At 71.6% G+C, this 22,178-nt stretch carries 19 protein-coding genes and 1 riboswitch; of the genes, 8 read left to right on the plus strand and 11 right to left on the minus strand.

The window, feature by feature from the left end:
• Positions 1 to 109: 109 nt before the first annotated feature.
• The 3 genes from ACZ6SA_RS14390 to ACZ6SA_RS14400 are packed head-to-tail and all read left to right on the plus strand — an operon-like array spanning position 110 to position 3,176.
• Entirely contained in the window at positions 110 to 1,390 is a 1,281-nt protein-coding gene (locus tag ACZ6SA_RS14390; RefSeq protein ID WP_347642630.1) for an ABC transporter substrate-binding protein, read from the plus strand.
• Positions 1,390 to 2,262: a carbohydrate ABC transporter permease gene (locus ACZ6SA_RS14395; protein WP_132603395.1), complete on the plus strand. Its 873-nt coding sequence runs from the start codon at positions 1,390 to 1,392 to the stop codon at positions 2,260 to 2,262. The genes ACZ6SA_RS14390 and ACZ6SA_RS14395 overlap by 1 nt, the downstream gene beginning before the upstream one ends.
• Positions 2,259 to 3,176 (plus strand): carbohydrate ABC transporter permease, encoded by a 918-nt coding sequence (locus ACZ6SA_RS14400; protein ID WP_443151842.1) that lies wholly within the window; start codon positions 2,259 to 2,261, stop codon positions 3,174 to 3,176. The genes ACZ6SA_RS14395 and ACZ6SA_RS14400 overlap by 4 nt, the downstream gene beginning before the upstream one ends.
• Positions 3,177 to 3,184: 8 nt before the next feature.
• On the opposite strand, the gene ACZ6SA_RS14405 is transcribed toward ACZ6SA_RS14400, so the two are convergent.
• The 8 genes from ACZ6SA_RS14405 to ACZ6SA_RS14440 all read right to left on the minus strand — a co-directional run bounded on the left by ACZ6SA_RS14405 (position 3,185) and on the right by ACZ6SA_RS14440 (position 12,550).
• Positions 3,185 to 4,288 carry a glycosyltransferase family 4 protein gene (locus tag ACZ6SA_RS14405; protein WP_347642628.1) on the minus strand — a complete coding sequence of 368 codons (1,104 nt, stop codon included), beginning with the start codon at positions 4,286 to 4,288 and terminating at the stop codon, positions 3,185 to 3,187.
• Positions 4,285 to 5,781, minus strand: coding sequence for a M48 family metallopeptidase (locus ACZ6SA_RS14410; RefSeq protein ID WP_465828247.1), 1,497 nt, complete (start codon positions 5,779 to 5,781; stop codon positions 4,285 to 4,287). Before ACZ6SA_RS14410 ends, ACZ6SA_RS14405 begins: the two co-directional genes overlap by 4 nt.
• 12 nt (positions 5,782 to 5,793) lie before the next feature.
• A complete protein-coding gene (locus ACZ6SA_RS14415; protein ID WP_465828248.1) occupies positions 5,794 to 6,609 on the minus strand; it encodes a gluzincin family metallopeptidase in 816 nt (271 codons plus the stop codon).
• 127 nt (positions 6,610 to 6,736) lie between these two features.
• The gene (locus ACZ6SA_RS14420; RefSeq protein WP_347643131.1) at positions 6,737 to 7,258 is read right to left on the minus strand and encodes a C40 family peptidase; all 522 of its coding nucleotides are present in this window, start codon (positions 7,256 to 7,258) and stop codon (positions 6,737 to 6,739) included.
• A 73-nt stretch (positions 7,259 to 7,331) separates the two neighbouring features.
• Positions 7,332 to 7,494, minus strand: a riboswitch (cyclic di-AMP (ydaO/yuaA leader).
• A 396-nt stretch (positions 7,495 to 7,890) separates the two neighbouring features.
• A complete protein-coding gene (locus ACZ6SA_RS14425) occupies positions 7,891 to 8,865 on the minus strand; it encodes a C40 family peptidase (protein WP_347642625.1) in 975 nt (324 codons plus the stop codon).
• Positions 8,866 to 8,951: 86 nt separating this feature from the next.
• Positions 8,952 to 10,205 (minus strand): NYN domain-containing protein, encoded by a 1,254-nt coding sequence (locus tag ACZ6SA_RS14430; RefSeq protein ID WP_465828250.1) that lies wholly within the window; start codon positions 10,203 to 10,205, stop codon positions 8,952 to 8,954.
• 441 nt (positions 10,206 to 10,646) lie between these two features.
• Positions 10,647 to 11,315: a response regulator gene (locus tag ACZ6SA_RS14435; RefSeq protein ID WP_465828251.1), complete on the minus strand. Its 669-nt coding sequence runs from the start codon at positions 11,313 to 11,315 to the stop codon at positions 10,647 to 10,649.
• The gene (locus ACZ6SA_RS14440; RefSeq protein WP_465828253.1) at positions 11,312 to 12,550 is read right to left on the minus strand and encodes a sensor histidine kinase; all 1,239 of its coding nucleotides are present in this window, start codon (positions 12,548 to 12,550) and stop codon (positions 11,312 to 11,314) included. Before ACZ6SA_RS14440 ends, ACZ6SA_RS14435 begins: the two co-directional genes overlap by 4 nt.
• Positions 12,551 to 12,660: 110 nt before the next feature.
• On the opposite strand from ACZ6SA_RS14440, the gene ACZ6SA_RS14445 reads away from it, so the two are divergent.
• Genes ACZ6SA_RS14445 through ACZ6SA_RS14455 form a run of 3 tightly spaced genes read left to right on the plus strand, consistent with a single transcriptional unit; the run spans position 12,661 to position 15,034 of the window.
• Positions 12,661 to 12,888, plus strand: a complete 228-nt coding sequence (locus tag ACZ6SA_RS14445) for a hypothetical protein (RefSeq protein WP_465828254.1) — start codon at positions 12,661 to 12,663, stop codon at positions 12,886 to 12,888.
• Positions 12,885 to 13,376 (plus strand): PH domain-containing protein, encoded by a 492-nt coding sequence (locus ACZ6SA_RS14450; RefSeq protein ID WP_347642620.1) that lies wholly within the window; start codon positions 12,885 to 12,887, stop codon positions 13,374 to 13,376. Before ACZ6SA_RS14445 ends, ACZ6SA_RS14450 begins: the two co-directional genes overlap by 4 nt.
• A complete protein-coding gene (locus ACZ6SA_RS14455) occupies positions 13,373 to 15,034 on the plus strand; it encodes a PH domain-containing protein (protein ID WP_465828256.1) in 1,662 nt (553 codons plus the stop codon). Before ACZ6SA_RS14450 ends, ACZ6SA_RS14455 begins: the two co-directional genes overlap by 4 nt.
• A gap of 207 nt (positions 15,035 to 15,241) precedes the next feature.
• Here the strand turns inward: ACZ6SA_RS14455 and ACZ6SA_RS14460 are convergent, their stop codons facing one another.
• The 3 genes from ACZ6SA_RS14460 to ACZ6SA_RS14470 all read right to left on the minus strand — a co-directional run bounded on the left by ACZ6SA_RS14460 (position 15,242) and on the right by ACZ6SA_RS14470 (position 19,935).
• Positions 15,242 to 16,906 carry a hypothetical protein gene (locus ACZ6SA_RS14460; RefSeq protein ID WP_465828257.1) on the minus strand — a complete coding sequence of 555 codons (1,665 nt, stop codon included), beginning with the start codon at positions 16,904 to 16,906 and terminating at the stop codon, positions 15,242 to 15,244.
• A gap of 73 nt (positions 16,907 to 16,979) precedes the next feature.
• A complete protein-coding gene (locus tag ACZ6SA_RS14465; RefSeq protein ID WP_465828258.1) occupies positions 16,980 to 18,437 on the minus strand; it encodes a serine/threonine-protein kinase in 1,458 nt (485 codons plus the stop codon).
• Positions 18,427 to 19,935 carry a serine/threonine-protein kinase gene (locus ACZ6SA_RS14470; RefSeq protein ID WP_347642616.1) on the minus strand — a complete coding sequence of 503 codons (1,509 nt, stop codon included), beginning with the start codon at positions 19,933 to 19,935 and terminating at the stop codon, positions 18,427 to 18,429. The genes ACZ6SA_RS14465 and ACZ6SA_RS14470 overlap by 11 nt, the downstream gene beginning before the upstream one ends.
• A 157-nt stretch (positions 19,936 to 20,092) precedes the next feature.
• On the opposite strand from ACZ6SA_RS14470, the gene ACZ6SA_RS14475 reads away from it, so the two are divergent.
• Together ACZ6SA_RS14475 and ACZ6SA_RS14480 are read left to right on the plus strand one after the other, a co-directional pair.
• Positions 20,093 to 21,817 (plus strand): DEDD exonuclease domain-containing protein, encoded by a 1,725-nt coding sequence (locus ACZ6SA_RS14475; RefSeq protein WP_465828260.1) that lies wholly within the window; start codon positions 20,093 to 20,095, stop codon positions 21,815 to 21,817.
• 17 nt (positions 21,818 to 21,834) lie between these two features.
• A complete protein-coding gene (locus ACZ6SA_RS14480) occupies positions 21,835 to 22,122 on the plus strand; it encodes an Lrp/AsnC family transcriptional regulator (RefSeq protein ID WP_132603442.1) in 288 nt (95 codons plus the stop codon).
• Positions 22,123 to 22,178: the final 56 nt, after the last annotated feature.

Genomic DNA, 22,178 nt, shown 5'->3' on the forward strand with positions numbered 1-22,178 from the left:
GGATTCGTCATGAAACCGTGCGTTGACAGTCCGAAATGTTGGTCTTTCGATGAAGGAAGATGCGCGAACTCGGGGGAATCTGAAGGGTCCGGCAAGGAGGAAATCCACGATGGCCCACCAGCTACCGATCTCCCGCCGTCATGTCCTGCTGGGAGCCGCCGCCGCGTTCGGCGTCCCGGCCGTGCTCACCGGGTGCGGCTCCGGCGACGCCGGCCCCGCCTCCGGCGGCGGCGGGCAGGGCACCGTCACGATCGGCTCCAACGCCTCCGACGAGATCCCGAAGAAGACCCTCGAAACCGTGGTCGGCGACTTCACGCAGGCCACCACGAAGATCAACACCGTGGACCACAACACGTTCCAGGAGAACATCAACCGCTATCTCCGCGGCACGCCCGAAGACGTGTTCACCTGGTTCGCCGGCTACCGCATGCAGTTCTTCGCCCAGCAGGGGCTGGCCGTGGACATCTCCGACGTGTGGCGGGAGATCGGCGGCGGCTACACCCAGGCGTTCAAGGACCAGTCGACCGGATCCGACGGCAAGCAGTACTTCGTACCGTTCACCTACTATCCGTGGGCGGTGTTCTACCGCAAGAGCCTCTGGCGGGAGAAGGGGTACGAGCCGCCGGCCACGCTCGACGAGCTGACCGCGCTGGCCAGGAAGATGAAGGCCGACGGGCTCGTCCCGATCGCGTTCGCCGACAAGGACGGCTGGCCGGCGATGGGCACGTTCGACATCCTCAACATGCGGACGAACGGCTACGATTTCCACATCTCGCTCATGGCCGGCAAGGAGTCGTGGACGGATCCCCGGGTCAGGCAGGTGTTCGACACGTGGCGGGGGCTGATGGAGTTCCACCAGCCGGCCTCGCTCGGCCGCACGTGGCAGGAGGCCGGCCAGTCTCTGGCGCAGAAGAAGACCGGGATGTACCTGCTGGGGATGTTCGTCGCCCAGCAGTTCCCCGAGGCCGACCGGGACGACCTGGACTTCTTCACCTTCCCGGAGATCAACCCGGCGTACGGCACCGACTCGATCGACGCCCCCATCGACGGCTACATGATCTCCGCCAAGGCGAAGAACGTGGACGGCGCCAAGGCCCTGCTCAAGCACTTCGCCCAGGCCTCCTCGCAGAACGTCGCCACGAAGCTGGACCCCGGCACGCTGGCCGCCAGCTCCAAGGCCGACACCTCCGGCTACAGCGCCCTGCAGAAGCGCGGCGCGGAGCTCGTGTCGAAGGCCACGCACATCGCGCAGTTCCTCGACCGTGACACCCGGCCCGACTTCGCCTCGACCGTGATGATCCCGTCCCTGCAGTCGTTCGTCGGCGAACCGGACGAGATCGACTCCTTACTGGCGAGCATCGAGAAGCAGAAGGCCAACATCTTCCGCTGATGGCCGTCAAGACCCGTCGCTACTCCGCCCGCGACGTGACCATCCTGGTCATCGGGCTGGGGGTGGCCATCGTCGTCAACGTGGGCCTCGTCTGGGGTCCCACGCTGGCCTCCGTAGGGCTGTCCGGCACCGCCTGGAACGGCATCGGCCCCATCGAGTGGGTCGGCGGGCGCAACTATCACGACCTGGCCGCCGAATATCCGCCGTTCTGGTCGGCCGTCCGCAACAACGTGCTGTGGCTGGCCTTCCTCGGCCTGGTCGCGACGCCGTTCGGCCTGTTCTGCGCGGTGCTGCTGGACCGGCGGCTGCGGTTGTCACGCGTCTACCAGAGCGCCCTCTACATGCCGGTGGTGCTGTCGCTGGCCGTGGTCGGCTTCATCGCGCAGCTCGTCTACTCCTCCGACTACGGCGTGCTGAACGCGGTGACCGGGCTCGGCGTGGACTGGCTCGGCGACAGCTCGATCAACATCTGGGTCGTCATGGTCGCCGCCGCGTGGCGGCACGTCGGGTACGTGATGATCATCTATCTGGCGGGGTTGAAGGCCGTCGACCCGGCGCTCAAGGAGGCGGCGGCGATCGACGGGGCCAGCGAGCGGCAGGCGTTCTTCCGCGTCGTCTTCCCGACGCTGCGGCCGATCAACGTGATCGTGCTGGTCATCACGGTGATCGAGGCGCTGCGGGCGTTCGACATCGTCTACGCCATCAACAAGGGCAGGAACGGGCTCGAGCTGCTGTCGGTGCTGGTCACGGAGAACATCGTGGGCGAGGCCAGCCGGATCGGGTTCGGCTCGGCGATCGCGGTGATCCTGCTGGTGATCTCGCTGGCATTCATCGTCACCTACCTGTCGCAGCTGTTCAGGGAGGAACGATGACGCTCACCGCCCCCGCCTCCGCTCCCCCGTCGCAGGCGCGACGGCCCGCCGCGCGGCGCCCGGCGCGGCCGCTGCGGATCCTGCTGCACGCCTTCCTCGCGCTGGTGGCGCTGGGCTGGCTGCTGCCGCTCGCCCTGGCCGTGTACGCGTCGCTGCGGCCGTACGAGGAGACCGCCCGCCTGGGCTACTTCTCGCTGCCGGAGGATCTCACGCTCGACTACTACGCGGAGGCGTGGATCCAGGCCGAGCTGCCCCGCTACTACCTGAACACGCTGATCATCGTCATCCCCGGCGTGCTGATCACGTTGTTGCTGGCGTCGTTCGCGGCGTTCGCCATCGCGCGGTTGCGCATCCCCGGGCGCAAGGCGCTGCTGATCGTCTTCACCGCCGGCAACCTGCTGCCGCCGCAGGTGCTCATCACGCCGCTCTACACCCTCTACACGCTGGTCCCGCTGCCCGCCTGGCTGTCGGACTCGCAGTCGCTCTACGACTCCTACCTGGGGCTGATCCTCATCCACGTGGCGTTCCAGTTCGGCTTCTGCGTCTTCGTGATGGCGAACTTCATGCGCACCATCCCCGAGGAGATCAGCGAGGCGGCGCTGGTGGACGGGGCCGGGGTGTGGAAACGGTACTGGCGGCTGACGCTGCCGCTGTGCCGGCCGGTGCTGGCGGCGCTGTCCACGCTGCAGTTCACGTGGATGTACAACGACTTCCTGTGGGCGCTGGTACTGATGTCGTCGGGCGACAAGCTGCCCGTCACCTCGGCGCTGAACAACCTGCGCGGCCAGTTCTTCACCGACTACAACCTGCTGGCGGCCGGGTCGGTGCTGGTGGCGCTGCCGACGCTGATCGTCTTCCAGCTGCTGCACAAGCAGTTCGTGGCCGGCCTCACGCTGGGGTCGACCAAGGGCTAGGCCGAGGCCTAGAGGAGTGCCCGGAAGCGGGCGGCCACGTGGTCCCACGCCCATTCGCGGGCCACCCAGTCACGGCCGACCGCGCCCATCTTGCGCGCCTTGCCGGGATCCGTCAGCAGCTCGACGAGGGCCCGGGCGATCTCGCCGACGTCCTCGCCGTCGACGACCAGCCCGGTCTCGCCGGGCCGCACCGCGTCGGTCGTGCCGCCGGACGCGCCCACGACCACCGGCAGCCCGGTCGCCGACGCCTCCAGGAACACGATCCCGAGCCCCTCCACGTCCAGGCCCTTCCACCGGGTGCGGCACGGCATCGCGAACACGTCGCCGGCGGCGTAGTAGCCGGGCAGGCCCGCCGCCGGCACCGCGCCGGCGAACCTGACCGACTCGTGCCCCGCCGCCAGCCGCTCCAGCGTCCTGCGGTGGGGCCCGTCACCCACCAGCAGCAGGACCGCGTCCGGCGCCACCCGCAGCACCTGGGGCCAGGCCCTGATGAGCTGGTCCTGGCCCTTGCGGGGCACCAGCCGCGACACGCACACCACCACCGGCCTGTCGCCGAGGCCCAGCTCGGCCCTGATGGACCGGCGGGCCGTGCCGGGGCGGTACTGGCCGGTGTCCACGCCGGGAACGAGGCGTACGAGCTTGGCCGGGGGGATGGCGGCGGCCAGGCGGGCTCGCGTGTACTCGCCCAGATACGTCACCACGTCGGCGTGCTCGCCGATCCTGCGCAGCACGGCGCGGAATCCGGGCGTGCTCGCCCACGACGCCTCGTGGCCGTGGGTGAGCATCACCACGCGCCGCGCGCCCGCCGCGCGCAGGCGCGGCGCGAGCAGGCCGAGGGGCGCCGCCGCGCCGAACACGACGGTCCGCACGCCCTGCTCGGCCACCAGGCCGGCCGCCCTGCGCGCGACGGCCGGGCCCGGCAGCATGAGCCGCGTGGGATGCCGCACGATCCGGTACGGCTGGCGCCGGTCGAAGTCCGCGCACCCCGGCCAGGCGGGGGCGTAGACGGTCACGCCCGGCGTGCGCAGCGCGAGCCCGTGCACGAATGACTGGATGCCGCCCGGCCTGGGCGGGAAGTCGTTCGTGACGAAGAGCACGTCCGCATGGGTCACGGCACCGGGACGCCGTTCAGCTCGGCCCATGAGCGGGCCAGGGCGATGCGCTCAGGGCTGGAAGGATGGGAGGCATAGAGCACATATTCCACCGGATCCGGCGACAAGTCGGAAATATTGGTAATTGCCAGCCGTTTTTGCATGGCGATGAACGTGGCCGGATCCCGGGTGAGGTCGAGCGCGTGCACGTCGGCCCTGGCCTCGACGTGGCGGCTGATCAGGTTCTGGGCAGGGCCCATGATCAGCGAACCCAGCGTCATCAGGCCCATGACCACACCCACCGCCCGCGGATCGGCGATCGAGGTGACGCCGGTGCGCCGGCGTATCGCGCCGAACACCAGGTACAGCAGGACCACGCCGAGCGCCGCCCCCAGGGCGCCGACGAGGGTCCCGAAGAGCACGTCGTCGGCCTCGGCGTGGCCCAGCTCATGGGCGACGACCAGCTCGACCTGGGGCTGCGGCGCCTTGAGCAGCGTGTCGTAGACGACGATCCTGCGGGTGGCGCCGAAGCCCGACACGTACGCGTTGAGCGCCGTCGTGCGCCGCGAGGCGTCGGCGACCAGCACGTCCTGCACCGGCACGCCGTCGCGCTCTGCCATGTCCAGCAGGTTGTCGCGCAGCGAGCCCTGCGGCATGGACGTGAAGTCGTTGAACAGCGGCTCGAACACCACCGGGTAGACGAACGACATCACCACGGTCAGCGCGCACGCCCCCACGGCCGCCGGGATCCACCAGCGCCGCACCCTGCGGGCCAGCCCCACGAGGACGAGCAGCATGAGGCAGAGCAGGAAGGCCTCCACGCCGAGGCCCTTCAGCCGGTCGGCGGTCCAGCCCGCCCAGTCCTGGGTGGACAGCCCGTAGTCGCGCAGCAGCGTCTCGAACCAGACGCCGAGCGGCCACCTGACCGCCTCGACGATCGCGGTGAGCACCAGGACGCCGAGGACCACCCGCACCCACCAGGGGCCTTTCAGCCGGCCCAGCACCCTGGCCCCGAAGGGGGTGGCCACCAGCAGGGCCGCGAAGGCCAGCGTGAGCGCCAGCCCGAGATAGCTCGGCAGGGACGTGGCCGCGTCGAACGCCCGCGCCCTCGCGATCTCGGCGGCGGTGAAGTCGCGCGCCGGGTCGGGCGGCCCCGCGGCCAGGACCGTCCACGGCGTGCTGAAGGCGGCCACGGCCAGGATCACCGCCGCGAGCACCGCCAGGACCACGGCGGCCTGCCGTCTGAACCGGCGCTCGACCGCATCCACCGCCGCGTCCGCTACCGGGCCCTCCCCCGGATCCTGCGCCGGGCCGTCCGTCGTCGCGGGCACCCCGTCACCCTGCCCCCGTTCGCGCCGTCTCCACGCCCCCGCCGCGCCGCCGTCCGTCCGCGCGGCGTCCTCCGCGCTGACGGCGCCCACGGGAACACCGTCACCGGGCCCTGTGGCAGCCGCCTCTCCGCCGCCCGCCCCGGCCTCCTCAGAGGGGCCGTCCGCGTCCCGCCGTCCGCTCATCCTTCTCCCCACTCACGCGAGCTGCTCCCGCACGTACGCGCGCCACCGTGCCGTCAGCCAGGCCACGGAGAGCCCGAGCGCGGCGAGCGCCTCGTCGACGCCGGCCGCCTGCGCATCACGGTAGAGCCTCACCAGGCTCCTCTCACCGAAACGGCGGGCGAGGAACCGACACGCCAGCCAGGCCTCCTGGTACGCCAGCGCAAGGCGTCCGGGGTCAGGCCCGCCGACGGCGAACGCCTCGGGCCCCGGCAGCGCGGCCGGCACGCGCCCGGCCCGCACCTCGGCGGCCAACTCGGCGGCGGCCGTGCGCACGGGCAGCCCGGCGTCCCGGTAGGCCACGTAGTCGGCGAAGCCCTCGTAGAGCCAGACGGGCAGCCCGCCGGTGCCCGCGGCGACGTGGGTCAGCTCGTGGGTGAGGACGACGTCCTTGCCGGTGGAGGTGAGCCTGCCGAACGACTCGGGGACGACGATCACCCGCCCGCCGTCGGCCACCGCCGCCAGCCCGTCGAGTCGCTCCACGCCGGCCAGCCGGGCCGCGTCCTGCGCGGAGCCGGGAACGATGACCACGGGCCGCACCGGGCGGCCGAGCACGGCCGTGACCCGCAGCCCCGCCGAGTCGGCGCGGCGGGCGAGTTCGCTGAGCGTGCCGGGTGCGGCGCGGTGGCCGGTGACGAGGGAACGTGCCCCGCGGGCGGTGACCTGGCCGTCCGGCCACAGGTCACGGGCGTGCGCGGGGAAGACGGGCGATCCGGGGGCGGGCGCGTCGGCGGCGAGGCCGAGGAGGAGGAGCGCGGCCAGCGCGGCTCGTCGGCTCACCTGCTCGGACACGCTGCCGATCGTAGTGGGCCCGATCAGGGCCGGCCCTCTACGAGGGGCCGCCGACGAGCGTGAGGACGGGCTGCCACGGGAGCCCGCCCGGGCTCCGGAAGATCTCCCGGGCCCGGGCGGGGCCTCATCAGAGGCCGGGACGGACCGCGCCGACGAACGACGACTTGCGCCATCCGCCCAGCTTGTCGATGCGCACCCGTTCGCCTGTCCGCGGCGAATGGATCATCTTGCCCTTGCCGACGTACATGCCCACGTGGCCGAGCCCGTTGAAGAACATGAGGTCCCCGGGCTTGAGGTTGCGCCAGGAGACCTTGTTCCTGATGCCGGCGAACTGGCTGCTCGCCACGCGCGGGAGTTTCACCCCGGCCTTCTTCCAGGCGTACTGGACGAGGCCGGAGCAGTCGAACGAACCAGGGCCTGTGGCGCCGTAACGGTACGGGTCACCGATCTGGTTCTTGGCCACGGCGATGGCCTTGCCGGCCTTCACCTTCTGCCGAGCGGTCTTTGCCCGCTTGCGAGCGGCCTTGGCCGACTTCGCGGTGGTGGCGGCGGTGGCCGCCCTCACCGAGGAGACGCCGGCCGTGTCGCTCCTCGTCGCCGCCTGAGCCGTGGGGGCGTGGAGGACCAGGCCTCCGGCCGTCACGGTCATCGTGAGCACGACGCCAGGCAGGGCAATGCGGGACAGACGGGGGTTGTGCAGGGAGGTAGACAGGATTTCTCCTTGGGTCTTCCACGAACGCCTACCGGGTTAGCTGTCGGATTCGGGCCTGGAAGTCGCCCTACGGCGCGATGGCGCGCCGATTCACCCCTGATCCCTGGGGAACTGGGATCGCTGGGTCCCCGGTTCCGTGCCTCCTGACTGCACGGATTCGGCAGGTCATCGCCCGTGTCATGGGGATGTCGCGGCGATGACCAGCGGATCTTCATCTGTCTTCACACCGGGAGGGACCGATGCGGGTTCACGGCGCCATGGCTTGTGCACCGCGACGACGCCAGAAGCTACGCGGAACGGTCAAGGATCAGCAAAAGCCGAGTCAGGCTGTAAAGATCGACTCAGGCCTCAGTAAACTCCCGAACCCCTGTTGGAACAGGGGGCGTCGTTACCAAAAAGTGACCCTGCTCACATTCGCGAAACATCCGTCTTGTCAGGGGTCAGATGTCGCGTTTGTCACATTCCGCCTCGTATGATCTCGACCTAAGGTGATCAGGAGGATGCGGAACGTGATCGCGGACCGCCCGCACGACGGCAACGATGGTGCGTCGTAGAAGGAGGGGACGGAATTATGGGCGGACGGCGCCCACGAGGCTGCGGCCGTAGGCGGAGAGGCTGACGACCTTGACCACGTCGCCCGTCTGCGGCGCATGGACGATCTTCCCGTTGCCCGCATAGATGCTGACGTGCCCCAGACCCTCGCTGAAGATGAGATCACCGGGCTGGAGCGCGTTCAGCGACACCTTGCGGCTGGCGCCCCACGCCCACTGCGCCCACGTCGTCCTCGGCAAGGACACGCCCGCGGCCCGCCATGACGCCTGCGTCAGCCCCGAGCAGTCGTAGCCGCCCGGCCCCGTCCCGCCGAACACGTACGGCTTGCCGACCTGCGCGAACGCGAACCGCAGCACCGCTGCGGCGTTCCCCGACGCCGGTCCCGTGTACGCGATGCCGGTGCTGTTCGGGTCACCGGTCTTGTAGGCGCCCAGCTTCTTCAGGAGCTTCTTCTGCTTGGCGATCAGGCCGAGGATCTCCTTGCGCTCCTTCTCGACCTCGCCGCGGACCTCGTCGGCCGACCGCAGGGCACCCTGCGCCTTGTCACGTTCCTTCTTCAGCCCGCGGTTCTCCCGGTCGAACGCCGCCAGCTTCTCCGAGCGTTCCTTGGCCATCTGCCCGGCCAGCGCCATCCCGGCCAGCCGTCCCTGCGGGTTGTCGGCGCTGACCAGCCCCGGCATGGTGGTGGCGTAGCCGCCGGCCCGATAGACGGTGGCGGCCATGTCGGCGATCTGGGTGCGCAGGTCGGCGACCGTACGGAGTTTGCGCTTGTAGCTCTTGTTCAGCTTCGCGTAGGTGCCCTTGGCCTTCTTGTAGCGCTCGGTCGCCGTGTTGTAGCGGTCGACGACCTTGTCGGCCTTGTCGTTGAGCTTGTCGAGCTTGGCCTTGGCCTGCCCGATGGTCGGCTTCGGATCAGCGAGCGCCGCCCCCATGGGAGACACCACAAGCCCGAACGCGAGACCCACGGCCACCGGCACCCGGCCAAACCTCACTGCGTCGCCTCCCAGGAGATCTTTACTGGGGCGAAATAGTACAGAAGTGGCGGGTGAGGTCTCACCCGAACATACCAATTCGTAACTTAAGCCCGGCCCAGGCGGCGCAGCAGCAAGCCAGAGGGAACGGGTCTGGCTCCCATCCGCCTGACGGACTCGGCCACCTCCCGGTCCGACGACACCACGGCTATGGCGCGACCGGGCGGCTCGGCGCGGACGAGCTGGCGGATCAGGTCGTCGGCGATCTCCCCGGGCGCGCTGAACAGCACCCTCACGCCGCGCGGCGCCACGACCTGCACAGGGGCGTTGAGCTCCGCACCGTCGAACACCGCGGTCACCTCGACCCTCGTCTGCGCCACCAGCCCGCCCAGCCCGGTCATCAGCCGGTTGCGCTGGTCGGCGAGGGTGAGCGTGCCGTAGCCGGTCTTGGTGACGTTGTAGCCGTCGATGATCAGGTGGATCTGCGGCAGCGCGAGGAGCTGGTCGAGAAGCTGCGGGTCGTCATCGGCCAGCGCCCGCGCGGGCACGCGCACACCCGGCCGTTCGCCGGTGACCGCGGCGACAGAATCGGCCGGCCGGCTGATCGTGGTGGGCAGGGCCAGCTCCCTGCGCAGCCCGGCGGACGCGTCCTGCAGCGCGTCGAGCAGCACCCTGATGCGGGCGTCCTCGATGCTCCTGCCCTCGCGCGCGGCCCGGCGCGAGGCTTCGAGCTGCTTCTCCACGTCGGACAGCCGTTCGCGCAGCCGCCGCAGCTCGGACTCCCCCGCGCTGCCCGCGGCCGAGGCGGCCGTCCTGGCCTCCTCGGCCGCCCGCTCCATCTCCTCGGCCCTGCGCGCCGCGGCCTTGGCCCGCTCGCGGGCGTCGTGGAGCCTGCGGCGCAGGTCGGAGTTCTCCGCGCGGGCGGCCCTGACCTGCTCGCGCAGGCGTTCCGCCTCCTCCTTGGCGCCGCTCTTCTGCGCGGCGAGCTGCTCGCGCAACCGGGCGACGGCCTCCTCGCGCTCGGAGTCCTCGGCGGCCGCGAGCGACTGCTCCAGGTCGGAGCGGGCGGCCTCGATCATCTCCGCCCAGCCGGGCGGGCGGGTGAGATAGGCGGCCGCGGCCACCAGCACGGGGTCGGCGGCGGGCGGCACGTTGCCCTCGGCGAGAGCGGCGACCAGCTCGGGCCAGCCCGCGGTCACCGACTCGGCGACCAGCTCGCGGAACTTCTTGTCGTTCTCCAGCTGCGCCGCGATGGGGGCGCCGCCCAGCTTGGCCCGCTTACGCGGGTCGAACTTGGCGATGCCCCGCAGCGGCGGCGGAATGGCGGCACCGGGCGTCGTGCCGAGGACTTGAGACGCCAAGTCGACGACATTGAGCCGCACCTGCTCGGGAAGCGGGCGAGACAGGCCTTCACCCGCTGAACTCATCCCACTTGTCCCTTCGTGACATGCCCTTTCAGACAAGGGTACGGCTGCCGCGTACCTGACCGTAACGGCCACTCCGCTTTGGGCAAGCGCTTGGTGGGGACGGATCGGCCACGCCGGTACGGGCGTCCACCAGGGAGGCCGACCATGGCGGAACGGTCTCGCACCGCCGCTCGTGACCTCGGAGGGTCGCCTCGGCCCGGCGCCCCGCGGCGCTGCGGCAGGCCCGGCGGGCGCGCACTTGTCCGGGTCGCCGCCACCCGGCGCGAAAAGCTGGGATTCCAGCGCCCCGGCCCGTCCGAGCCCGGCCCTCGGAGCACGGGCCCGGTCCGGCGGCTCGCCGCGCCGTGATCGGGACCTGCCGGCGCGGTGCCCCGGCTACGAGCCCGCGTCGTAGACCAGCAGCGCGACCTGGACCCGGTTGTTGAGGTCGAGCTTGGTCAGGATCCGCGAGACGTGGGCCTTGACCGTGGGCACGCTCATGAACAGCTCGCGCCCGATGTCGGCGTTCGACTTGCCCTGGCCGACAGCCGTCGCCACCTCCCGCTCCCGCTCGCTGAGCCGGCCGAGCAGCTTCCTGGCGCGTTCGGTGCGATCGCCCGCCCCGCCGTCGGACACGTGTGTGATGAGCTGCCGGGTGACCGCCGGCGACAGGATCGGCTCGCCCTCGGCCACCTTCCTGATCGCCTGGACCAGGTCGCCCGGCGCGATGTCCTTCAGCAGGAAGCCGGCCGCACCCGCCCGCAGCGCGCGCAGCACCTGCGCGTCGGCGTGGAACGTGGTCAGCACCACCACCTCGGGCGGCGCGGAGGCGCGGCGCAGCGCCTCGGTGGCGGTGAGCCCGTCGACGCCCGGCATGCGGATGTCCATCAGCACCACGTCGGGCCGGTGCTCGGCCACCATGGGCGGCACCTCGGAGCCGTCGCCCGCCTCGCCGACGATCTCGATGTCGCCGGCGCCGCCGAGGATCATCGACAGCCCGGCCCGCACCATCGCGTCGTCGTCGACGATCAGCAGTCTGATCGGCTCGCCGGCCGGAGTGGTCATGCGTCCTCCCGAGTCGTCTTCACCGGCCACGGTAGCCAGGCGCGTACCAGGAACTCGCCCTCCGGCGTCGCGCCGTGCTCCAGCCTGCCGCCCGCCAGCTCGGCGCGTTCCGTCAGCCCGATGAGCCCGGCGCCCGCGCCGGGGATGCGCAGGCCGTGGCGGGCCCGCAGCGGATTGCGCACCTCCACCGACACTCCCTTGCCCCGCCTGCCCGCCACGGTGACGGCCACCGGCGCGCCGCCCGCATGCTTGCGGGCGTTGGTGAGCGCCTCCTGGACGATGCGGTAGAGGTTACGGCCCAGCCCTTCCGGCGCGTCCCCCACCCCGAGGGTCAGCCGCACGTCCATGCCCGCCTGACGGCATTCCTCGGCCAGCTTGGGCAGGTCGGCGAGCGTGGGCTGCGGGCGCTCCGGCACCGGTTCGGCCTCTTCGCCCTCCTCGCCCGGCCTGGCGGCGCGCAGCACGCCGATCACCTCGCGCAGGTCCTGCAGCGCCAGGTGGGCGTTGTTCCTGATGGCGCCGGCCGCCCTGGCGATCTCCTCGGTGGGCGCGTCCGGGCGGAACTCCAGCGCGCCCGCGTGCAGGCTGAGCATCGAGATGCGGTGGGCGAGCACGTCGTGCATCTCCCTGGCGATGCGCTCGCGTTCGCTCCGCCTGGCCTCTTCCGCGGCCACCTCGGCCTGCTGCCTGAGCGACCAGATGACCTGCCGCCTGGCCCTGACCACGATGCCCCACGCGAACACGGTCAGCGCGATCGTCACCCCGAGTGCCGCCGTCCAGCCCCGATCGAGGTCGTTCTGCGGCCGCAGCCAGACGTAGGGCGCCAGCGTGAGGAGGGAGAAGAGCGCGAGCGGCCCGGAGATTTTGAACGGCCGGTGCACCGCCACCGTGAACAGCGCCACGACCGAGGGCCCGCCGGGCAGCTCCAGGTAGGACGAGAGCAGCGTCGTCACCACGGCCAGTCCGACCGGCCACCTGCGCCGCAGCCACACCGCCGCGCACGACAACGCCCCTATGACCTGCTCGATCATGAGCAGCGGCGCCGGCTCGTCCTGGATCTCCGTCAGCGACAGCAACGTCAGGCCGCAGGCCAGCAGGAACATGACGGTGTCGACGATCCAGTCGCGCGTCGAGCGCCGCACGCGCCCGCCTTCCCGGGCGTCTCCGAGCAGCACCGACGGCAGCGCCCACCGATATTCGGGGGCGGGAACGCCGTCCTGCTGGTGTGCCGTCACGTCCACCGAGGTTAGGCCCCGCCAGGGGCGGGGCGACAGCGACCAAAGTCGATGCCGGCCGAGACCTACGGCCGACGCGCGCCGCGCGGCCGCGCGGCGAGGCTGGAGCCATGCAAGCGGTTCTGACGATATCGGGGTGGGTGCTGCTCCTGCAGGGTGTGGGCGGCCTGGTCAACGCCCTGTTCGGATGGTGGCGGTGGGCGCACGACCTGCTCGTGGTCAATCTGCTGCCGGTCCTCGAGGGATACGAGGTGTTCGCGGCCATCGTGCTCGGGGTGCTCGGCTTCGTGCTGCTGGCCGCGTCCGACGCGACGAAGAAGTCGAAGGAGGAGAGATGAGCACGACCATGCTGAGGCCGCCGCGCAACCTGCCCGATCCGCGGGTGATCCCGTGGTGGACGGTCCAGTGGCTGCTCCTCATGGCGCCGCTCGCCGTCGCGGCCGTGGCGGCGTACTGGATCTTCACCGAGCGGCCGCTCTGGCTGGGTGCGGCGGTCGCCGTGTTCGGGGTGGCGTGCGTGGCGCTGGCGCTGGTGGCGCCGCGGGCGTACTACCGGGTGGAGCGGTGGGAGGTCACCGGCGAGGCGGTCTACACGCGCAAGGGGTGGCTGACGCACACCTGGCGGGTGGCGCCGATGTCGCGGATCCAACGGGTCGACACCGCGCGGGGGCCGGTGCAGCGACTGTTCGGTCTGGCCGACGTCACGGTGACCACCGCCTCGTCCGCGGGAGCCGTCAAGATCGAAGGATTGGACCACGAGGTGGCCGCCGAACTGGCCGAACGCCTGACCGCCCGCACGCAGGCGACGCCCGGGGACGCCACATGAACGCGCCAGGGCTGCGCGGGCAGGACAGGAACGCACCGGAGGCGGCACGCCACCGCGGCGGGCAGGACGGCTGGCGGCGGCTGTCACGACGGAGCCTGTGGGTCTCGGGCACCAAGTCGCTGGCACTGGTGGCGGGCGCGGTGGCCGGGCTCACCCGCTTCCTGCTGGGCCTGGACTGGCGGCCGGGCTGGATCGTCGCGGCCTGCGCGGGCGCCGCGGTGCTGATCCTGGCCGCCGTGCCTGCCTATGACCTGGCCAGGTTGCGTACGACCCGCTGGCGGCTCACCGCCGGGCGCCTCGAGTTGCGCTCGGGCCTCACCACGCGCCAGCATCGCTCGATCCCGCGCGACCGGGTGCGCAGCGTGGACCTCAGGGCCGACCCGATCCTCCGGATGTTCGGCCTGACCGTCGTCAAGGTGGGCACCGGCGAGCACGCGGGCGAGCACACCGAGCTGACGCTCGACCCGCTGGCCAGGAACGACGCCGAGACGCTGCGCCGTACCCTGCTGCACGGGGAGGAGGAGCGGGAGGCGCGGGACGGGCCGCTGGCCGAGCTGCGCTGGTCGTGGATCAGGTACGCGCCGTTGTCGGTGTGGACGTTCACGGCGTCCGCGCTGGTGCTCGGCGCGCTCTACAAGCCGCTCAACGCGCTCGGGTTCAAGTCGGTCACCAGCAGGGCGGCGGGTGACCTGTGGGGCTGGATCGTCGCGCGGCCGCTGACGGCGGTCCCGCTGCTGCTGGCGGTCAACCTGGCCGTCGGCGTGCTCGGCGCGGTGCTGCTGTTCGCCGAGTCGTGGGGCCGCTACCGCCTGGAGCACGAGCCCGGCCGGCTCAGGCTGCGCCGCGGGCTGCTGACCACCCGGTCGCTGACCCTGGAGCTGCGCAGGCTGCGCGGAGTGGAGATCAGCGAGCCGCTGCTGCTGCGGCTGGGCGGCGGCGCCCGCGTCAGGACCGTCGCCACGGGGCTCGGCGAGAAGGCCGCGAACGAGACCGAGGACGCCGCCGCGCTCGCACCGCCCCTCCCCCGTGACCGGGCCTGGCGGCTCGCCGCCGAGGTCGCCGGGGCCGGCGGCGGCCATCCGGCCGGCGTGCCGGGGCCGCGCGGCCCCGCCGCCGAGGTCGCGTCGGCCGGTGTGCCGGTGTCGCGTGTCCTCGACGCCGGTGCCGAGCTGATCCCGCATCCCCTGGCGGCGAGGCGGCGGCGCGTCGTACGGGCCCTGCTGGCGACCGCGCTGGCGACCGCGCTGGCGGCCGTTGCGGCGGGGGCCGCGTCCTGGCCGGCGCCGTGGCCGTGGGTGCGTGCCTGGGTGTGGCTGATCCCCGTCGTGGTGCTGGCGGCCGGGATGTGGGGCGCCGTCGAGGGCGCCAGGAACCTCGGGCACGCGCTGGGCGCCCGGCACCTGGTCAGCCGGAGTGGCGCGGTGGTGCGGCGGACCGTCGCGCTCGACCGCAGGGGCATCGCGGGATGGACGATCACCGAGTCGTACTTCCAGCGGCGCTCGGGACTGCTGACGGTCTCGGCCACCACCTCCGCCGGCCGCGGTCACTACGAGGTGGTGGACGTCGGCCGTGGCACCGGCCTGGACCTGGCCTCCAGCGCCGTGCCCGGCTTGCTGGAGCCGTTCCTCGTCAGGGGGAAGACGGTGGCAAAGCAATGAGCCGCGAGATCCCCCGTCGCTTGCCCATGCCCCTGTACTGGACAAACGTGATCGCGCGGCTCAAGTGCTTGCGGTCTTAACCGTATTTGTCACACTTGCAACCGGGTTGCAGGCTCTTTAACCGTTGATGCGAACCGCCGGTCAGGAGAACACGACAACGCCGCCCCTCCCTCCCTGATGGCGGGGACGGGGCGGCGTCGCGTGAGGTCAGCTGCCCTTGGGCTGCTTGGTCAGCGTGGCCATGTAGGACTTGGCCAGGGTGAGCGCGCCGGCCATGGCCTCCTTCTCCGGCATGAACTCGACCTTGGACGAGTTCGTCGCCTCGCCCTCCGGCCGCTGGTGGCCCGAGTAGTCGACCCTGACGACCATGGCGCCCTTGCGGATGGTCACGGTGGCGCTGGACGCCGAGACCTCGCCCCGCCTCGTCTCCACGTACTGCCGGTAGGCCTGCTCGCCCAGCCCGTCGACCTCGGCCAGCTTGCCCCAGTTGATGCCTTCGAGCGATGAGTCGGCGGTGCTCTTGTCGCCGCCATACTCGCTGACGTAGTAGGCCTTGGCGGCGGCCGCGTCGACCGCGCCGGCCCGGTTGGTGAAGCGGTGCACGGTGATCAGCGCGCTGCGGATCTTCTTGGTGCCCTCCCCGCCGGGCAGGTCCAGGTTGAGCCAGCGGCACTCGGTCTGGTTGTCACCCCCGGCCGTGGTGCCGCGGGCGCGGGTGGTGGGCTCGGGCACGAGCTTCGTGGCCGCCTCCGTCACGGCGGAGCAGTCGGCGGGGAAGACGGCCAGCACGCTCGGCGAGGGCGTCGGGGTGGCGCTCGGCGACACCGTGGCCTCCGACGACTCCGCCTGGGCCAGCACGCCGGGATGCTTCGCCTGCCAGGCCGCCACCCCCTTCGCGAAGTGGCCGGCCAGCTTGGAGACCTCGCGGATCGCGTTGGCCTCGGTGATCGACTGGGTGGTCTCGTTGGACAGGATCTGGGCGTCCTTGCGCTGCTGGCTCGCCTGGTACTTGACCTCGATCGTCATGTCGCCGACGCGGGCGTAGGCCTTTCCGAACGAGTACCACAGCAGCTTGCCGTCGCGGCGCCAGGTGTACTGGGCGAACGCGCTGTCGCCGACGCCCTGGATGTCCTTCACCGGCGAGGTGTAACTCTTCTCGCCGGGCTTGAGCGACGGGGTGGCGGTCTCGCCGTACTTGCCGCCGCGGTAGTCGACCTCGTAGGAGTTCTGGGCCATCGCCCTGCCGGTCTTGGAGCCCTCGCCCTTGTGCTGATCGATCCGGACGTCGATCTCCCTGCTGCGCCAGAACTCGCCGTACGAGATGCGCTGGTTCTGCCAGTTGCAGGTGAAGCTGACCGTGTAGTGGCTGTCCCGGGACCTCTTGGCGATGGTCGCGTCGGGGACGAGCCGGTCGGCCTCGTCCTTCGGCAGCATGGCGCACACGTCGGGCCGCGTCGCGGCTGCCGCTGTGGAGGTCGCCGTGGAGGTCGCGGGGGCGGTGGCGGCCGGTTGCGCCGGCCCGTCGTCCGTCGTGTCGCCCGGTTGCGCGAACGGCGGCGTGGAGGTGCCCGCGACCTTGCCGTACACGAAGTAGGCTCCGACGCCGCCCGCCGCGACCAGCACGACGAGGGCGGCGGCCAGCGTGGGCAGCAGCCAGGCGGGCCGCCGCGGGCGCTGCGGCGGCGGCGACATCGGCGGCATGGCGGGAGGCAGGTACGGTGGCGTGTTCTGTGGCGTGCCGGGCTGCATGTTGGGCGGCATGTTGGGCGGCATGTTGGGCGGCATGTTGGGCGGCATGTTGGGCGGCCCGAACTGCCTGCCTGGCGCCTCGTGAGGGCTGGCAGGCGGCTCGTGCTCGCTACCGGGATTCACAAAGACTCCTGGGGTTGCCTTGACGTGCGGGGGTACATGGTAGTCACACCCCTTGCGAGAGGCTTGCAGGCGTTCACTTCGCCAGCGCCGCCGAGACCAGGCGGGCCGCGGCGACGGCCGGCTCCTTGTCAGCGGGGTCGGAGGACGGCACGTCATCACGATGCCAGACCACCTCGCCCAGCAGGTTGCTCGTCCGGAAGAGGATGACGCTGTCGGACGAGCCCTTCTCCTTGCTGTTGAGATGGAACTTGAACTTGTTCTGCATGATCGCCGCCTCCCCGACGCCCTTGACCTCTCTGATCCCGCCGCGCAGCTCGCGCATGTGCCTGCCCTCGGAGGCGGTGCGGGTGGTCCTCTCGCTGTCGAAGCGGCGCTGGGCGACCTGCGGCCCGCCGAGGTCGGCGCCCGGCTTCTCCGCCCAGACGCGCACGATGAGCCGGCGTCCGGGCGTCGAGCCGTCACGGACCAGCCACTGGCACTCGTCCGGCCTGCTGCGCATGCGTTCGGGCTTGCCCTTCACCAGCCGGCCGGCCTGGGCGTCGGTGATCAACGTGCACGGGTCGGGAGCCGTGGCGAACCTGCCGGTCTCCGGCCCGCCGACGAGCGCGCCGGCGGCGTACCAGCCGCCCGCGCCCAGGAGCGCGACGGCCGCGACCGCCACGGGCAGCAGCCAGCGCCGGGACCCCGAGCCCGCCCGCCGGCCGTGGGCGCCCGTGGTGGCGCCGGCCAGGCCGCGCAGCACGTGGCGCACCTGGGCAGCCGTGGGCCTGGCCGCCGGATCCTTCGCGAGCATGGCCATCAGCAGGCCGCCGAGCTCCCGCCCGGCCCTGGCGGGGAACGGCGGCTCGTGCAGCAGCACCGCCGCCGCGACCGCCGCGGACAGCTGCCGCTCGAACGGCGCCCTGCCCTCCACGGCCGTGTAGAGGCTGGCGCCGAGCGACCACAGGTCGGAGGCCGGGCCTGAGGGTTGCTCGTTGAGCCGCTCCGGCGCCATGTAGCCGGGCGAGCCCGCGCTGCCGAACCTGTCGGCGTGCCCGCCCATCGGCGCGGCGATGCCGAAGTCGGTCAGCATGGCCGAGCCGTCGGCGTCGAGCAGGATGTTGGCCGGTTTGACGTCCTGGTGCACCATGCCGTGCGCGTGGGCGACCTCCAGCGCGGACAGGACGCGCAGCCCGATCTCGGCCACGTACGCGGCGGGCAGCGGCCCCCGCTCCTTGATCACCTTGTCGAGCGAGCGGCCGGTGACCAGGTCCATGATGATCCACGGCTGGTCGCCCTCCAGGACGACGTCGTGCACGAGCACGATCGCCGGATCGCGCAGGCGTCCCGCCGACCTGGCCTCGTGGATGGCCAGGTCGGCGAAGTCCGCCCGCTGGGGCGGGGTCAGCCCTTCGGGCACGCGTACCTGCTTGACCGCGACCTGCCGGTCGAGCACCTCGTCGATGGCGCGCCACACCGTGCCCGCGCCGCCCTGTCCGAGCCGCTCGAGCAGCCGGTAGCGGCCCGCCAGCAGGTAGAGGTCACCCGGCATTGCGCAACGCCTGTTCGCTCGCCTGCGCCACCCTCAGCGCCGCCTGCCTGACGTCGTCGTCGGTCGGCCTGTTGGCCAGGGTGGAGTATTCGACGCTCACCACGAGGTTGGCCAGCCGGTAGTAGACGTGAGCGGAGTGCACGCGGCCGGTGGGGCCCTTCAGCTCGAAGGCGAAGGCCTCCTCGCCCACGCCGCCGACCGGCCGTACCGGCGTGCGCGTGGCCTCCCTGGAGTCCTTCACGCCGATCTCGGGCCACGACCAGGAGACCTCGTCGTATCTGGCCCAGTAGCGCTTCTGGTTCTCGAACAGCCTGTGGGCGGAATCATCGGTCATCGACCAGGGATCGACGGTGTCGGAGTCCTTCTGCACCTGCAGGCCCACGCCGCTGCCCGAAAGCGGCCAGCCGCACTTGGGCCCCGCCTCGTCGGCGTCGGGGCTTCCCTTCGGCGGGCTCTGCGTACGCAGCACGCTGCCGATCTCCTGGGAGCTGAGCAGGGTGCACACGTCCATGGGCACCGTGAACGCCGACGGCACGCCGTCGTCCTCCCCCCGCAGGAAGAAGAAGGCCGTGGTGCCCGCGGCGACCACGACCACCGCCGCGGCGGCGACGGCGATCCAGCGGGCCGCGCCGCCGGGCCGCTTCGTTCTGGTCGGCGCGGTCACGGTCTGGGTGACCGGCAACTGCGGCGCCGCCCCGCCCGCGGCGACCTGGCGCAGCGCCTCCCCTGCCGTGCGCGCGTCGGGCCGCGCCGCTGGGTGGTGCGCCATCATGGCGGCCAGCAGCGGCCCCAGCGGGCCCGGCGCGATCGGGACCGGCTCCATCAGGGTGGCCCGTACCCGCTGGGCCGCCGAACCGGAGTAGGCGGGCCCGCCCGTCACCGCGACGTAGAGCGTGGCGCCGAGCGACCACAGGTCGCTGGCGGGGCCGCCGGGCCGGCCCTCGAGTCGCTCGGGCGCGATGAACCCGGGAGAGCCGATCATGAGCCCCTGCTCGGTGAGGGTGGCCTGGCCCTCCTGCCTGGCGATGCCGAAGTCGGTGAGCACGACCCTGCCTCTGTCGGTCAGGAACACGTTGCCCGGCTTGACGTCGCGGTGCTGCACCCCCTGGGCGTGCGCCATGCCCAGGGCCTCCAGCACGTCGGCGCCGATCCGCGCGGCGTAGTCGGGAGGCATGGGCCCGAACTCGCGCACGGTCTCGGCGAGGGTGCGCCCGCGCAGCAGCTCCATGACCAGCCACGGCCGCTCGTTCTCGACGACCACGTCGTGCAGCGCCACGATGCCGGGGTGACGCAGCCGCGCGGTGGCCTGCGCCTCGCGCACGGCCCTGGTGATCGAGTCGGACCGTTCCTTGGGCGACATGCCCTCGGGCAGCGTGAGCTCCTTGACCGCGACCTCGCGGTCAAGCATCTCGTCCCTGGCCTGCCACACTTTCCCCATGCCGCCCGCGCCCAGCGGGCGCAGCAGGGAGTAACGGCCGGCAAGTCTTCCCGCGGACATAAAGGGAAGGGTAACTACTTATGGAGGTTCTGCTGAACAAAATGGTGGTAAGCGGCCTGGCCGCCCGGTGACAACAACGCCCCTCCGGTGACCTGTCACGGTGATCGCGGGTGCCGGTCGTGGTTCCTGTCGGTCGGCCTCTCTATGGTCTTGGTTCGTGGACCCGGTTCAAGGCACTCTCGACGAGCTCGGCACCCCGCTGAGTGACGTCACGTTCGTCGTGTTCGACCTCGAGACGACGGGGGGCGCCCCCGCCGAGGACGCCATCACCGAGATCGGCGCGGTCAAGGTGCGGGCGGGCGAGGTGCTCGGCGAGTTCTCCACGCTGGTCGATCCCGGTGGCCCCATACCTCCGTTCATCTCCGTGCTGACCGGCATCACCGACGCCATGGTCATGGCAGCGCCGCGGATCGACGCGGTGTTGCCGAGCTTTCTCGAGTTCATCCGCGGCGCCACGCTGGTGGCCCACAACGCCGGTTTCGACACCCGCTTCGTCAAGGCCGCCTGCGCCTCGCTCGGCTATCCCCCGCCGGTCAACCCGGTCGTCGACACCGTCGACCTGGCGCGGCGCGTGCTGACCCGCGACGAGACGCCCAACGCCAAGCTGGCCACGCTGGCGAGGTTCTTCCGCAGTTCCACCGAGCCGTGCCACCGCGCCCTGCAGGACGCCAGGGCCACCGTCGACGTGCTGCACGGGCTCATCGAGCGGGCCGGGTCGTTCCAGGTCCACACGCTGGAAGAGCTCAAGTCGTTCGTCCGCGCCCCCACCCCGGAGCAGCAGCGCAAGCGCCACCTGGCCGAGTCCGTCCCGCACGCCCCCGGCGTCTACCTGTTCGAGGACGAACGCGGCGAGGTCCTCTACATCGGCAAGAGCACCAACCTGCGCAACCGCGTGCGCTCCTATTTCACGGCGAGCGAGACCCGCCCGCGCATCCGCGAGATGATCGGCATCGCCGATCGGGTGCGCCACATCGTCTGCTCGACCGCCCTGGAGGCGGAGGTCAGGGAGCTGCGCCTGATCGGCGGCGCCAAGCCCCGCTACAACCGCCGTTCCCGCTTCCCCGAGAAGGTGGTCTGGCTCAAGCTCACCACCGACCTGTTCCCGCGCCTGTCGATCGTGCGCGAGCTCAAGGACGACGGCGCCACCTATCTGGGCCCGTTCGGCAGCTCCCGCCTGGCCGACGACGCCCGCATCGCCCTGCACGAGGCGGTCCCCCTGCGCCAGTGCACGCAGCCGATCACGCTGCGCACCCGGCGGGCGGCCTGCGTGCTGCACGAGATGGGCCGCTGCGGCGCCCCCTGCGAGGGGAAGACCAGCCAGGAGGAATACGCGGTGCACGCCGAGAGCGCCCGCCGCGCGATGACGCTCGACGCGTCGCCGGTCTTCTCCGCCGTGTCGGCCCGCATGGAGCGCCTGTCGGTGGAGCAGCGCTACGAGGAGGCCTCCATCGACCGCGACCGGCTGGCCGCGTTCGTCCGCGCGGCCGCCCGCATGCAGCGGCTGAGCGCCATCACTCGCATCCCCCAGTTAGTGGCCGCCAGCCCCGCCTTCGGCGGTGGCTGGGACATCCACGTGATCCGCTACGGCCGGCTGGCGGCGGCGGGCGTCATGCCGAAGGGCGCCCATCCGACCCCTTTCGTCGCTTCGCTGACGGCCGGCGCCGAGTCCGTCATTCCTGGTCCCGGGCCCGTCCACGCCGCCAGCGCCGAGGAGACCGAGTGCATCCTGCGCTGGCTGGAGTCGCCGGGGGTGCGGCTGGTGGAGGTCGACGGCGAGTGGAGCCTGCCCGCCCGGGGGGCTGCCCGGCACAAGGCGCGCATCGATCTGGCGTACCAGCGGCCTGATCGGCCACGCCCTCGAGAGGGGCGACCTTTGAGGTGAAACGATAGAGTTGTTACATGGTCACGGCTATTGTCCACATCAAGGCAGAGGTAGACCGCATCCCGGAGGTCGCCCAGACGATCGCCGAGATCCAAGGGGTCAGCGAGGTCTACTCCATCACCGGCGAATACGACCTGCTCGCCATGGTCAGGGTCTCCGCGTACGAAGAGATCGCGGAGGTCGTCCCCGGGCGGATCAACAAGGTCTCAGGCGTCCTGCACACCGAGACGCACATCGCCTTCCGCGCCTATTCCAAGCACGACCTCGAAGCGGCTTTCTCCATCGGCTTTCCCGAAGCCGACTGACCCCCGCACACGAGCACTTCCTGACGCCCACCCCGGCCCTCACCCCGGCCCTCACC

The organism is Nonomuraea sp. NPDC049378, from assembly GCF_055586745.1.

Coding starts and splice junctions, on each gene's coding strand:
- ACZ6SA_RS14445 (WP_465828254.1), top strand. CDS start 12,661: ATGCAAGCGGTTCTGACGATATCGGGGTGGGTGCTGCTCCTGCAGGGT.
- ACZ6SA_RS14410 (WP_465828247.1), bottom strand. CDS start 5,781: ATGAGCGGACGGCGGGACGCGGACGGCCCCTCTGAGGAGGCCGGGGCG.
- ACZ6SA_RS14395 (WP_132603395.1), top strand. CDS start 1,390: ATGGCCGTCAAGACCCGTCGCTACTCCGCCCGCGACGTGACCATCCTG.
- ACZ6SA_RS14435 (WP_465828251.1), bottom strand. CDS start 11,315: ATGACCACTCCGGCCGGCGAGCCGATCAGACTGCTGATCGTCGACGAC.
- ACZ6SA_RS14480 (WP_132603442.1), top strand. CDS start 21,835: ATGGTCACGGCTATTGTCCACATCAAGGCAGAGGTAGACCGCATCCCG.
- ACZ6SA_RS14420 (WP_347643131.1), bottom strand. CDS start 7,258: ATGACCGTGACGGCCGGAGGCCTGGTCCTCCACGCCCCCACGGCTCAG.
- ACZ6SA_RS14470 (WP_347642616.1), bottom strand. CDS start 19,935: ATGTCCGCGGGAAGACTTGCCGGCCGTTACTCCCTGCTGCGCCCGCTG.
- ACZ6SA_RS14450 (WP_347642620.1), top strand. CDS start 12,885: ATGAGCACGACCATGCTGAGGCCGCCGCGCAACCTGCCCGATCCGCGG.
- ACZ6SA_RS14390 (WP_347642630.1), top strand. CDS start 110: ATGGCCCACCAGCTACCGATCTCCCGCCGTCATGTCCTGCTGGGAGCC.
- ACZ6SA_RS14455 (WP_465828256.1), top strand. CDS start 13,373: ATGAACGCGCCAGGGCTGCGCGGGCAGGACAGGAACGCACCGGAGGCG.
- ACZ6SA_RS14465 (WP_465828258.1), bottom strand. CDS start 18,437: ATGCCGGGTGACCTCTACCTGCTGGCGGGCCGCTACCGGCTGCTCGAG.
- ACZ6SA_RS14400 (WP_443151842.1), top strand. CDS start 2,259: ATGACGCTCACCGCCCCCGCCTCCGCTCCCCCGTCGCAGGCGCGACGG.